At 65.3% G+C, this 13,448-nt stretch carries 9 protein-coding genes and 1 pseudogene; 6 read left to right on the forward strand and 4 right to left on the reverse strand.

Annotation, left to right across the window (positions count from 1 at the left end):
• Positions 1-179 (forward strand): annotated as a pseudogene (cpsB, locus tag QO033_RS20785) (mannose-1-phosphate guanylyltransferase/mannose-6-phosphate isomerase); the annotation flags it as partial.
• Positions 180-266: 87 nt separating this feature from the next.
• Here the strand turns inward: cpsB and QO033_RS20790 are convergent.
• From QO033_RS20790 to QO033_RS20805, 4 genes are all read right to left on the reverse strand, one after another.
• Positions 267-701, reverse strand: coding sequence for a universal stress protein (locus QO033_RS20790; protein ID WP_284482819.1), 435 nt, complete (start codon positions 699-701; stop codon positions 267-269).
• A complete protein-coding gene (locus tag QO033_RS20795; protein ID WP_407682135.1) occupies positions 698-3,301 on the reverse strand; it encodes a TRAP transporter permease in 2,604 nt (867 codons plus the stop codon). The genes QO033_RS20790 and QO033_RS20795 overlap by 4 nt, the downstream gene beginning before the upstream one ends.
• 133 nt (positions 3,302-3,434) lie before the next feature.
• The gene (locus QO033_RS20800) at positions 3,435-4,403 is read right to left on the reverse strand and encodes a TAXI family TRAP transporter solute-binding subunit (RefSeq protein ID WP_284482820.1); all 969 of its coding nucleotides are present in this window, start codon (positions 4,401-4,403) and stop codon (positions 3,435-3,437) included.
• Positions 4,404-4,491: 88 nt separating this feature from the next.
• On the reverse strand, positions 4,492-5,352 hold the full coding sequence (locus tag QO033_RS20805; RefSeq protein ID WP_284482821.1) for a MurR/RpiR family transcriptional regulator: 861 nt from the start codon (positions 5,350-5,352) through the stop codon (positions 4,492-4,494).
• 135 nt (positions 5,353-5,487) lie between these two features.
• On the opposite strand from QO033_RS20805, the gene QO033_RS20810 reads away from it, so the two are divergent.
• The 5 genes from QO033_RS20810 to QO033_RS20830 all read left to right on the forward strand — a co-directional run bounded on the left by QO033_RS20810 (position 5,488) and on the right by QO033_RS20830 (position 13,431).
• A complete protein-coding gene (locus QO033_RS20810; RefSeq protein WP_284482822.1) occupies positions 5,488-6,828 on the forward strand; it encodes an aspartate aminotransferase family protein in 1,341 nt (446 codons plus the stop codon).
• A complete protein-coding gene (locus QO033_RS20815; protein ID WP_284482823.1) occupies positions 6,828-7,607 on the forward strand; it encodes a 3-keto-5-aminohexanoate cleavage protein in 780 nt (259 codons plus the stop codon). Before QO033_RS20810 ends, QO033_RS20815 begins: the two co-directional genes overlap by 1 nt.
• Positions 7,608-7,777: 170 nt before the next feature.
• Positions 7,778-9,415: an MFS transporter gene (locus QO033_RS20820; RefSeq protein WP_284482824.1), complete on the forward strand. Its 1,638-nt coding sequence runs from the start codon at positions 7,778-7,780 to the stop codon at positions 9,413-9,415.
• 217 nt (positions 9,416-9,632) lie between these two features.
• On the forward strand, positions 9,633-12,254 hold the full coding sequence (locus QO033_RS20825; protein WP_284482825.1) for a TonB-dependent receptor: 2,622 nt from the start codon (positions 9,633-9,635) through the stop codon (positions 12,252-12,254).
• A gap of 10 nt (positions 12,255-12,264) precedes the next feature.
• Positions 12,265-13,431, forward strand: a complete 1,167-nt coding sequence (locus tag QO033_RS20830) for a cytochrome-c peroxidase (RefSeq protein ID WP_284482826.1) — start codon at positions 12,265-12,267, stop codon at positions 13,429-13,431.
• The last annotated feature ends 17 nt before the right edge of the window (positions 13,432-13,448 follow it).

The raw sequence follows: 13,448 nt of genomic DNA on the forward strand, positions 1-13,448 counted from the left end.
CCATCGACGAGGAGGTGAAGCTGGTGACCGAGAACCAGTCCGTCTACATCCCGCTGGGCGCCGTCCACCGGATGGAAAACCCCGGCAAGGTGCCGATGGTGCTGATCGAGGTGCAGACCGGCTCCTACCTCGGCGAGGACGACATCATCCGCTACGAGGACATCTACGCCAGAAGCTGAAACCGGAATGCGCAACGGTCCAGAAGCAATCCCCCGGTACTGTCTGTACCGGGGGTTTTTCGTGTCGGTGCGTCCCGGGCTCGGCGGTCAGCGCACGACATAGACCGAGCAGTTCGAATGGCGCACCACCCGTGAGGCATTGGGCCCGAGGAGGTAGTCCTTCAGGTCGGGCCGGTGGGCGCCGAGCACGATCAGATCAGCGCCGTCCTTTCCGGCGGTTTCGAGGATCTCGTGATAGGCGGTGCCGACGCCGACGATATGGCGGACCCTGGCGTTGACCGCCGCGCCAAGCACATCGGCCACCAGGGTGGACAGCGCGGCGCGGGCCTGGGTGATCGCCTCAGAGGTGTGGCCTTCCTTGAAGAAGCCGCCGACCATGCTCATCCCGTAGTCGGGCAGCACCGTGATCACGTCGAGCTGCGCGCCTTCGAGCTCTGCCAGGCGCCAGGCGCGGGTCAGCACCTTGGCCTCGCTTTCCGGGCGGTTGACATCGACGGCGCAGAGGATGGTGGTGAGGGTCATGCCGGAACTCCTTCGGGACGGGCCGCGCGGCGGGATTGCAGGAAGGCGACCAGGCCGAGCAGCAGCAGCGCCGGGATGAAGATCAGCTCCTTGGGAAGCTGGTTGACCGGGGCCTGTACGGCGGTGATCTCAACCGGATTGTCGCCGTAGAAATCGAAGCTGGACAGTTTGTCGCCGAGCGGCGTGCCGAACATCGGTTCCTCCAGGATCATCTTGTCGCCCTCGGGCATCAGCAGCAGCCCCAGCGCATCCAGCCGGGCCTGAAGATCGCCCTCGGCAACATCCAGCACCACGGTCAGATCCTTCATCTCCAGCGTGTCGAAATCCGGGCCGGAGATGACCACGCGCAGTTGCGATCCGGTCGGTGCCTCAGTCAGGGCCTGCTCGAACGCGGCGGGGTCTATGGCATGATAGGGGTGCTGGATCTGATCCATGAAAAAACCGGGCCGGAACAGGGCAAAGGCAACGATCAGCAGCGCCAGGGTTTCCCAGATGCGCGACTTGGTCAGGAAGAACCCCATGGTGGCGGCGGTGAAGACCAGAATGCCGATGGTGGCGATGACGAAGACGATGATGCCCTGTGTCCAGGTCACGTCGATCAGCAGCAGATCGGTGTTGAAGATGAAGACGAAGGGCAGAGCGACGGTGCGCAGCGAATAGAAGAAGGCGGTGAAACCGGTGCGGATCGCATCGCCGCCGGAGACGGCGGCGGCGGCGAAACTGGCCAGCCCCACCGGCGGGGTCACATCGGCCATGATCCCGAAATAGAAGACGAAGAGATGCACCGCGATCAGCGGCACCACCAGCCCCGACTGGGCGCCGAGTTCCACCACCACCGAGACCATCAGCGAAGAGACCACGATATAATTCGCCGTGGTCGGCAGCCCCATGCCCAGGATCAGCGACAGGATTGCCACGAAGATCAGCATCAGGATCAGATTGCCGCCGGACAGGAATTCGACGAAATCCGCCATCACCTGACCGATCCCGGTCAGCGACACGGTGCCGACGATGATGCCGGCGGTGGCAGTGGCCAGGCCGATGCCGATCATGTTGCGGGCGCCGTCGATCATGCCGTCGATCAGGTCGATCGCGCCATCCTTCAGGCGGGAGAGCGCGTTGTCCTCGCCCCGGAAAAAGGCCTTCAGCGTCTTCTGGGTGATCAGGATGAAGAACAGCAGGAAGGTGGCCCAGAAGGCGGAGAGGCCGGGCGATTTCCGTTCGATCATCAGGAAATAGACCAGCACCACGATCGGCATGAGGTAATAGAGGCCGGCCTTCCAGATCTTGCCGATATCGGGCAGCTCGACGATTTCCGCGTTGGGGTCGTCGGCTTCCAGCTCCTCGACCGAGGCGGCCAGTCTGACGAGGCCGACATAGACCAGCCCCAGCAGCAGGGCCAGCACCCAGCCGGCACCCTCGGGCACCAGCGCGACGACGGCGCGCACCGGGAACTGTGTGGCATAGCACAGCGCCGCGAAGCCGGCGAAGAAGACGAACATGCCACCCACCGTCTTGCCCAGCGAGACGACCTTGTTGCCGAGCGTCGGCATCTTGTTCTTAAGCGCTTCGAGGTGAACGATATAGACCAGCGCGATATAGGAGATGATCGCCGGCACGAAGGCATGGGTGATCACCTCGAAATAGGAAATGCCCACGTATTCGACCATCAGGAAGGCGGCGGCCCCCATCACCGGCGGCATGATCTGGCCGTTGACCGAGGAGGCGACCTCGACCGAGCCGGCCTTTTCGGCGGAGAAGCCCACGCGTTTCATCAGGGGGATGGTGAAGGTGCCGGTGGTGACCACATTGGCGATGGAAGAGCCGGAAATCAGCCCGGTCGCGGCGGAGCCGACAACGGCGGCCTTGGCCGGGCCGCCCCGCAGGTGGCCGAGCGCGCCGAAGGCCATCTTGATGAAGTAGTTGCCGGCGCCGGCCTTATCCAGCAGGGCGCCGAACAGCACGAAGAGAAAGACGAATTTGGTCGAGACGCCGAGCGCGATACCGAAGACCCCCTCGGAGGTGATCCACATATGGCTCATCGCCTTGCGGAGGGAGGCCCCGGCCCAGCGGATCTGGTCGGGGACCATTTCCGAGGCGCCGAAGAAGACATAGGCGAGGAAGACGATGGCGAGGATCACCATCACCGGGCCAAGGGTGCGATAGGCGGCGATGAAGAGGAACAGCAGCCCGGCGAGCGAGAACCACGCATCGCTGGTGTCCGCGAGGCCGCCGTTGTTGACGATCTTCTGGTAGAAGAAATAGCCGTACATCGCCAGGGCCGCGCCGCCGATGGCGAGGATCCAGTCATACCAGGGCACCCGGTTCTTCGGCGCCGCCCTGAACAGCGGATAGGCCATGGCCGACAGGAAAATGGCGAAGGCCAGATGGATCTGGCGGGAATTGTTGATCAGGTCGCCGGGCAGCACATAGGGCGCCACCGGCGAGGCCAGCAGGACCTGAAACACCGACCAGATCAGAGCCACAGCGGCGATCAGCGTGCCGATGGCCCCGGGTACGGCCCGGGCGCCGCTGTCTGAGGCGGCGACCAGTTCCTGCAGTTCGTCTTCGTTCAATGCGCGTTTTTCAAAATCGGACATCAGGCCCCCCGTCTCGACCTTCGCCCTCCCCAGCCGGAAGTCGATTGAGTTTAATGTTGTGATTTTTGTCTGCTGTCGGAGGGCGGCTGGCCGCCCTCCGGACCGATCGCGGGATCAGGATAGGGGTGGAGGATTACTCCATCCAACCTTTTTCTTTGTAGTATTTGGCGGCACCCGGGTGCAGCGGCGCGGACAGGCCGTCCTTGATCATCTCCTCCGGCTTCAGGTTGGCGAAAGCCGGATGCAGGCCCTTGAAGTCGTCGAAATTTTCGAACACGGCGGACACCACGGCATAGACCGCATCGTCGGAGACATTGGCCGAGGTCACGATGGTCGCGCCGACCCCGAAGGTATGTACGTCATCGGGATTGCCACGGTACATGCCGCCGGGGATGGTGGCCTTGCGGTAGAAGGAATTGTCCGCGACCAGCTGGTCGACGACCGGGCCGGCGACTTCGACCAGCACGGAGTCACAGGCGGTGGTGGCCTCCTGGATCGAGCCGGAGGGGTGGCCGACGGTATAGACCATGGCGTCGATCTGGTTGTCGCAGAGGGCGGCGGATTGCTCCGAGGCCTTCAGCTCGGTCGCCAGGGCGAAGTCGCCGCTGGTCCAGCCCATGGCGTCCATCAGCACTTCCATGGTGCCGCGCTGGCCGGAGCCGGGATTGCCGATATTCACCCGCTTGCCCTTGAGATCCTCGAAGGTCTTCACACCGGCATCGGCGCGGGCGACCACGGTGAATGGTTCGGGATGAACCGAGAAGACCGCGCGCAGATCCTTGAACGGGCCCTGGTCCTCGAATTTCGAGGTGCCGTTATAGGCATGGTACTGCCAGTCCGACTGGGCGACGCCGAATTCCAGCTCGCCCTCGCGGATGGTGTTGATGTTGTAGACCGAGCCGCCGGTGGATTCGACCGAGCAGCGCACGCCGTGGTCGCGGCGGCCCTTGTTGACCAGGCGACAGATGGCGCCGCCGGTGGGGTAGTAGACCCCGGTGACACCGCCGGTGCCGATGGTCACGAATTCTTCTGCGGCAGAGGCGGTCGCGAAGCTTGCGCTGGCAACCAGCGCGGCGAGGCCGAGTTTGAAGTGTTTCGTCATGAGCTCAGTACTCCCATTGGTTTCTTGGTTCGTTCATGAAAGCTCACCGCAGGCGGACTGCGATGTTAGGGGGAAATTTCCCCTGCATTCACCCTATGACCTCGCCCAGAACACGGCTCTGACGTTCGATTTCGGCGATGCGCTCAGAGGTTTCCGGGCCGCAGCCACGGGCGACCATGGCCACCAGGGTTTCCAGCAGAAACACGGTGGCGACATAGGATGAGAAGAAGTTGGGCCCGTCGGAGGGGACGATGAAGCCGGAGTCGGCGCCGCGCAGCGCCGGGCAGGTGTGGCTGGAGGCGATGACCACCACATAGACCCCCTGCCGGCGCGCCTCTTCCGCGGCGCGGATCGACACTGTGGCGTAGGGGGCCTTGGTGATGACGATCAGCGCATCCTGGGCGTCGAGATCGCAGATCGCGCTGCCGATGGAGGCCCCCATGCGGCCGATCTGCTTCCAGTTCGGCCCGAGGAAATTGCCCATATAGCCAGCGTATTCGGCGATTCCGGTCGACCCGAGCGCCCCCAGCAGCAGCACGTTTCGGGCCGTGGCCAGCCGCGCGGCGGTGCGGTCGAGCTGATCGGTATCGATGCCGGCGGCCAGCTGATTGAGGTTGGCAATGGCGCTGCTGCGGGCGTTGTCCAGGAACACATGCGGCTGTTCGCCCTGGGTTTGCCGCAGATCGTCGGCGCGGGCGGCGAAGCTGGAGACGCTGCGGCCGATCTGGGTGCGCATTGCCTCGCGCAGGTCCTCGAAGCCGTCATATCCCAGCGCCCGGGCCAGCCGGCTGAAGGTGGCCGGTGAAATCCCGCTTTCCTCGGCCACCGTGCGCAGCGACCGCGACGCGGTATCGACCGGATTGGCGGCGAGATAATCGCCCGCCTGCTGCAGCCGCGCGCTGAGCCTGCCGTAACTTTCCGCAAGTCTGCGTTCAAAACTTGGCTGCACGCGCGGCCCCCGGGGTGTGACTGACGGTAACGGATTTGCGATTCTTAGCGTTTCATTTGTTTCATATGTTGTCAATAAATGAAACAATTGTATCATCCTGAAACGCGCCGCATTGCGCTGAGTTCGGAGATTCGCATGAACGCCCCCGTCGTCCCCCCGTCACATGTCTTCCACCGGTCGTCCCGGGCCACGCCGCCGCGCGCGGTGCGGGGCGAGGGCGCCTATATCTTCGATGCCGCCGGCAAGCGGTATCTCGATGGCTCCGGCGGCGCGGCGGTCTCCTGCCTCGGTCACTCCGATCAGACGGTGATCCAGGCGATCAAGGACCAGCTGGATCAGCTGCCTTTCGCGCATTCGGGGTTCTTCAGCTCCGACCCGGCAGAGCGTCTGGCCGACCGGCTGGTTGCCCATGCGCCCGAGGGGATCGACCGGGTCTATCTGGTCTCCGGAGGGTCGGAGGCGGTGGAAGCCGCGCTGAAGATGGCGCGGCAGTATTTCGTCGAGATCGGCGAGCCGCTGCGCACCCGCTTCATCGCCCGTCGGCAGAGCTATCACGGCAATACGCTGGGCGCGCTGGCGGCCGGCGGCAACGCCTGGCGCAAGGCGAAATTCGCACCGCTGCTGATCGAGACCAACCACATCTCTCCCTGCTACGCCTATCGCGGTCAGATGGAGGGGGAGAGCCTGGAGGCCTACGGGCTGCGTGTCGCCGACGAGCTCGAGGCTGAGCTGAACCGTGTCGGGCCGGAGACGGTGATCGCCTTCGTTGCCGAGCCGGTGGTGGGCGCGACCCTGGGCGCGGTGCCGGCGGTGCCGGGCTATTTCAAACGGATCCGCGAGATCTGCGACCGCTATGGCATCCTGCTGATCCTGGATGAGGTGATGTGCGGCATGGGCCGGACCGGAACGCTGTTTGCCTGCGAACAGGACGGCATCGCCCCCGATATCGTCACCATCGCCAAGGGGCTCGGGGCCGGCTATCAGCCGATCGGCGCGGCGCTCTGCTCGGGCCGGATCCATGCGGCCTTTGCCGAGGGCTCGGGCTTCTTCCAGCACGGCCACACCTATAACGCCCATCCCACCGCCGCGGCGGCGGCCGATGCGGTGCTGACCCGGCTGACCGACGACGGGCTGACCGCCCGGGCGGCTGAGATGGGCGAGACGCTGGACGCGGCGCTGCGGGCGGCCTTCGGGCAGCACCCGCATATCGGAGATATCCGCGGCCGGGGGATGTTCCGCGGACTGGAGATCGTCGCCGACCGCGCCAGCAAGACCCCCTTCGATCCGGCCGAGGGCAAGGCCGCCCGGGTCAAGGCGGCGGCCTTCGAGGCGGGGCTGATCTGCTATCCGATGGGGGGCACCATCGATGGCAAACAGGGGGATCACGTGCTGCTGGCGCCGCCCTTCATCCTCAGCGAGGATCAGATCGGCGAGCTGGTCGACAAGCTGTCGCAAGCCTTCGCGGCGGTGCTGTGATGACGCTGCCCCGGCTGATGGTCGCCCCCAACGGCGCCACCAAGAGCAAGGCGGACCACCCGGCGTTGCCGATCGCGCTGGAGGAGATCACCGCAGAGGCCCGTGCCTGCCTGGCGGCGGGCGCGGGCGCGCTGCACCTGCATCTGCGCGACGATGCCGGCGGCCACCTGCTGGACAGCGGTGCCTATGCCGAGGCGCTGACGCATCTGGCGGCAGAGGTGCCGGGGCTGGCGCTGCAGATCACGACGGAGGCCGCCGGCCTCTATCACCCGGCGCATCAGCGCTATGTCGCGCTGCATTCCGGCGCGACGATGGTGTCGGTGGCGCTGCGCGAGAACATCCGCGACAGCGGCACCGCCGCGCGCCGGTTCTACGAGTGCTGCGCAGAGCGGGGGATCGCGGTGCAGCATATCCTCTACGATCGCGCCGATGCCGAGGTGCTGACTCATGTCCTGCCGCCGGCGCTGTTGCGTGATCGGGGGCTGCAGCTGCTCTTCGTGCTGGGCCGCTACACCGCCGGGCAGCAATCCGATCCGGGGATGCTGGCGCCGTTTCTTGACTGGGTGGCTGCGGAAGGACTCAGCCCGGACTGGGCGGTCTGCGCCTTTGGGCAGGGTGAGACCGCCTGCCTGGTCGCGGCGGCACAGCGGGGCGGCAAATGCCGCGTAGGGTTCGAAAATGCGCTGGTCCATCCAGACGGCCAACGGGCCGGCAGCAATGCCGAGCGGGTGACAGAGGTGACAGCGGCGCTGGCCGGGGCGGGCCTGGCGGCGGGCTGAGACCGGTCGCGACCAGCGCCGGGACAGGGGGCACAGGGCGCATCGGTGCCGGTTTTTCGCCGCATCGTTCAAGGCGGCTTGCGACCGGGGGCAGAGATCCGCATAGAATGCAAGGACTTGCCCCGACGTGCGGCAGAATGACCGACACCAGCTTCCAGCGGAGAAAGCCGATGCCCAATTCCGTGCCCACGCTCGCCGTGTTCCGCAACCGGACCTTCCGGATGCTCTGGATCGCGACCCTGGCGTCGAATTTCGGCGGTCTGGTGCAATCGGTCGGCGCCGCCTGGATGATGACGACGCTGACCTCGTCACAGGCGATGGTGGCGCTGGTGCAATCCTCGGTCACCCTGCCGATCATGATCTTTTCGCTGACGGCTGGGGTTTTCGCCGACAACTACGACCGCCGGAAGATCATGCTCTGGGCGCAGAGCTTCATGTGCCTGGTGTCGATCGTGCTGGCCTTTCTGGCGTTCGAGGGGTTGCTGTCGCCCTGGCTGCTGTTGTCCTTCACCTTCATGATCGGCTGTGGCACCGCGCTGCATACGCCGTCCTGGCAGGCCTCGGTCGGCGATATCGTCAGCCGGGAGGAACTGCCGGCGGCGGTCTCGGTCAACAGCATGGGCTTCAACATGATGCGCAGCGTCGGCCCGGCGGCGGGCGGCGCCATCGTGGCGTTGGCGGGGGCGGCCGCCGCCTTCGCGGTGAATGCCTTCAGCTATATCGCCATCATCGCGGCGCTGTTCGGCTGGCGGCCGCAGCGCCCGCCCAGGACTCTGCCGCGCGAACCCTTCGGCAGTGCCTTTGCCGCCGGGCTGCGCTATGTCGCGCTGTCGCCGAACCTGATCCGGATCATCCTGCGCGGCTGTATCTTCGGGGTCTCGGCGGTGGCGGTGCTGGCGCTGCTGCCGCTGGTGGTGCGCGATCATCTGGACGGCGGGGCGCTGACCTATGGGGTTCTGCTGGGCTGTTTCGGCTTCGGAGCCGTGGGCGGGGCACTGGCCAACGGCCGGCTGCGCGACCGTTTCCGCAACGAGATCATCACCCGGATGGGCTTTGCAGGGTTCATCGTGACCTTCACCGTGCTGGCGCTCAGCCCCTTCGCGGTGCTCAGCGGCGCCTCGCTGCTGCTGGCGGGCTTCTGCTGGGTGATTTCGCTGTCTCTCTTCAATGTGACGATGCAGTTGTCGACGCCGCGCTGGGTGGTCGGCCGGGTGCTGGCGCTCTATCAGACCGGGACTTTCGGCGGCATGGCCGCCGGCAGCTGGATCTGGGGCGCGATCTCGGAACAGGCGGGGCTGCAGGTGGCGCTGTTCGTGGCCTGTGGAGCGTTGTTGTTCGGTGCCCTGGTCGGGATGGTGGCGCCGCTGCCGGATTCTCAGGATCTGAACCTCGATCCCGCCAACCGCTTCACCGAACCGCCCCTGCAGCTGGATATCACCCCGCGCAGCGGTCCGATCATGATCATGGTGGATTACGAGATCGATCAGACCGATGTGCCGCGGTTTCTGGAGCTGATGAGCCAGCGGCGCCGGGTCCGGGTGCGCGACGGGGCACAGCAATGGTCCTTGCTGCGGGATCTGGAGAACCCCGATCTGTGGACTGAATCCTATCACGTGCCGACCTGGGTGGAATATATCCGCCACAACGAACGGCGCACCCATGTCGATGCCGGCGTGTTCGATCAGCTCAAGGCGCTGCACAAGGGCTCTGCCCCGCTGCGTGTGCACCGGATGATCGAACGTCAGACGGTATCGCCGCGCGACAATATTCCGCGCCGGGTGCACCCCGATCCGGCTGAGCAGGTCTGAGCCGGGCTGTCTGAACGCCGCACTCCACCTGGAACCGAGACACCGCGCTGGCCGTTGACCCCAGGGCATGCGTGGCGTTTGCACATCTCAGCCCTCAAACATGATAAAAACAATCGGGATTAGTCTTGAACCCCGGGGGCACATCCCCTAGGGCGATGAGAAAACACGAGGGACGCAAGCCGCACGCCAGCTCCGACACTGAAAACGGATGGTTCAAATGCGACTTCTCTTCTCGCCGCCGTCGCGGCGTCGGCGGCTTCTGGGCACCACGGCGCTGCTGCTCTCCACCCTGACACTCACGCCCCTTTCGGCTCAGGAAATGCTGGAACTCGACCCGATCCTGGTCGAACAGGAGGAGGGCGAGATCCGTGCCATCGACAGTTCGGACGAGGGCGCCGGCGCCACCGTGCTGAGCGGGGCATCGACCAATCTGCGCTCGGACGGGTCAGGCGATGCCAATACCGCGCTGGCGACGCTGCCGCATGTGCAGGCGCAGCGGCCCGACAGCTCCGACGCCGGCAGCAATGTCGATGACGTACTGGATCTGAAACCGCTGGAGCTGTCGATCTCGGGCGCCTCGGTCACCGAAAACAACATCATGCTGAACGGGGTGGGGGTGAACTCCATCACCGGCAATGCCAGCCCCACCACCAGTGGCGATCTCAGCCGCGATACCGGCACCCCGGCGATCTATGCCTTCTACGGGCTGCATTCGCAGTCCCAGTTCATCCCGACCTCCTTCGTCGAGAGTGTCGAGGTGCTGGATTCCGATATCCCCGCCCGCTACGGCGGCTTTCAGGGCGGGGTGATCAAGTACCGCCTGCGGGAGGCCAATCCGGAGAAGAAGGAAGGTTCCTTCGTCGTCAACTACGGCACCCACGACTGGACCAGCTATGTGCTGGGGACCGAGGATGGCGACAACCCCGATGACCAGCCGAAACCGGAATGGACCAAGCTGGAATATGCGATCGAGATGAACCAGCCGCTGACGGAACGCTCCGCCCTCCGCTTCGGATTCTCGCGCCGCTATGCCGAGGGGCGCAAGTCGATGGATCCGCAGTATGTGGAGCCCTGGGCCGAGAACGACAGCCGCAGCGACTTTTACGGGCTGTCCTATGTGAACGGCTTTCTCAATGGCGGCAAGCTGACCCTGGGGGCCTATGTCACCGATTACAGCCAGGGTTGGGATAGCGATTACGCCGATGGTTTTCACGTCGATGTGGACAGCCGCAACATCCTGCTCGACAGCAAGTACGAGCGGGAGTGGGACAGCCTGTCGATTGCCGGGCTGGAGATGTCGAACGCCAAGCTGACCCTGCGCGGCATCTATCAGAATAACCGATCCTCGAACGAGAACGACAAGAGCGCCTATTACAACTGGTATGGGTCCTACCCCTATGGTGGGGAAGCCTTCTATACCGATGCCTTCTCGGGCTGGTGCGAAGGCGATGCGACAGCCACGAGCCTGGTCGGCTGCCGCACCGGTGGCTACGGCGACACCTATTACAAGGACACTCACGAGCGTCTGGAGGCGATGCTGGAGGCCGATGTCGCCCGGGGCAATTTCGCCATTGGCGGTGCGATCGAACATATCGACGCCAGCCGCTCCGCCTCCGGCTTCAGCTATTACAGCACGACGACGCGGATCGGTGCCGGCGATGCCTTCGACGCCTTCATCTGCGCCGACGGGGACGACAGCTGCCTGGCCGATCAGTATTTCAACCGCCGCATCATTCAGGACCCCTATGACGTGTCGGTCGAGGCCTGGAAGGCCGAGGCCTTCGCCGAACTGGAACAGACCTGGGGTACGTTCAGCCTGCGCGCCGGGCTGCGGGCCGATTACAACGATGTCTTTCACAATTTCGACCTGGCGCCGCGGCTGACCGGAACCTGGCGGCCGAGCGACCGGCTGGAGGTGTCGCTGGGCGCGAACCGCTATTACAGCGACAATTTCCTGGCCTATGCGATCCATGACGCGGTTCCGCGTGGGCTGAACCAGACCCGCGGCCATGACGCGACCACCGGCGAGGTCGGGACCGACTGGACCACCGCCATCGATCTGGGCCGCTACAGCTATACCCAGGGCAATCTGGACACGCCCTATAACGACGAGCTGTCGCTGAAGGTCGTGTTCCGCGACAGCTGGACCGATGGTGTCTGGCGGCTGAGCGGCATCTATCGCGACGGCAAGGACCAGTTCGCCGCCTCCACCGCCAGCAGCTCGACCTCGCAGGAGCTGACCAACGATGGCTGGACCCGCTATAAGTCGGTGTCGCTGGAATACGAAAAGCTCTGGGCGGCGCCGGGGATCGCGGCGCTGGACAGTGTCGGTCTCTATGTCTCCGGCGTCTGGGCGGACCGCTCGGTGTCGAACAACAGCTATTTCCTCGAAGACGAGGGCAGTTATGAGTTCATCTCCTATCACGGGCAGAGCTATACCACCGAGGAATTCGACGGGGTCACCGGCAATCTGGACATCCCGGTGCGCTCGACGCTGGAACTGCGAAGCTCCTGGAAACAGGGGCGGTTCGGGCTGGGAATCGGCGCCGATATCACCTTCGGCTATGACGGGACGCGCGACAGCGGCAGCAACGAGACCCTGACCCATGCGGTCTATGGCAGCCAGAGCCACAATATCTACACCGACTATAAATTCAGTACCGCGGTATCGGCCTTCCTGACCGCGCGGCTTCGCCTGGCCGAGCTGCAGACCGGCACGGTGGATCTGAACCTGAAGGTGGCGAACCTCTTTAACGACACCGGCGGCGCCACCTCGACCGACGACAACCCCTGGATCGAAGGCCGCTCGTTCTATTTCGGCACTTCGGTGACCTGGTAAGGAGAGCAGGATGAACAGACGCGCCGAGACCACCGCCCCGGCCACGATATCCCCGACACTGATGACCCGGCTCGCGGCCTACTGGCACTGGCCGATCTGGGCGGCGGTGGCGATCCTCTTGGTGATCGGGGCGGTCGATCTGGCGACCCCGGTACCGGATCGGGCGGCGCGTCTGCGGGCGGTCTATGCCGGATCGCCGGACCATTGGCCGGCGCCCTGGGTCGATCCCGATGTCGCCTATGTCGAACTGGCTGCGGCGGATTTGCCGCCACGGCCGGAGGCGGGCAGCGCGGAGGCGCGGAAGGTCGCGTTGGGGGAGCGGCTCTTCAACGATCCGATCCTTTCGGCGTCCGGTCATATCGCCTGCCAGAGCTGCCATAACCGGCGGCTGGGTTGGGGCGACGGGCTGCCGCGCGCCTTCGGTCATGGCCGGGCCGAGGGAACGCGCAACGCGCCGTCGCTGTTCGCCGCCTGGGCGCGGCCGGCGTTCTTCTGGGACGGCCGCGCCGCCAGCCTGGAGGATCAGGTGATGGGGCCGCTGGCGGCGGAGAACGAGATGGCCAATCACGACCTGAGCGATGTGGCGCATCGGTTGAAGTGGCTGCCGGGCTACCCCGAGGCCTTCGCCGCCGTCTATGGCGACAGCGAGATCACGCTGGCCCGGGTCGCCGGCGCTCTGGCCAGTTTCGAACGCCAGCTGGATTTTCCCAGCCGGCTCGACCGGTTCCTGTCGGGGGAAACCGCGATGCTGTCGGATCGGCAGATAGAGGGGCTGCATCTGTTCCGCACCAAGGCGCGCTGCGTCAATTGCCACATGGGGCCGGCGCTGATGGACGGGCAGGCCCACAAGATCGGGCTGACCTATTACCAGCGCAGATACGAGGACATGGGCCGCTATGCGCTGACCGGGGATCCGGCGGATGCGGGCGCCTTCCTGACCCCGAGCCTCAGGCATGTGTCGCGCAGCGCGCCCTATATGCACAACGGGCTGTTCCCGACGCTGCGCGGTCTGGTCAATCTCTATAACGCCGGTGGCGCGATCCAGCCCCACCAGCCCGAGCGCGCTGCGCGCGATCCGCTGTTCGGGCCGGCGACCGAGGTATCGCCACACCTGCGGCCGCTGAACCTGACGCTGGACGAGCGCGCCGCGCTCGTCGCCTTTCTCGAAGCGCTGTAACCGCCCGGGCGGGTGGC

The sequence above is a fragment of the Pseudodonghicola flavimaris genome (assembly GCF_030164425.1).
GTDB lineage: Bacteria > Pseudomonadota > Alphaproteobacteria > Rhodobacterales > Rhodobacteraceae > Pseudodonghicola > Pseudodonghicola flavimaris.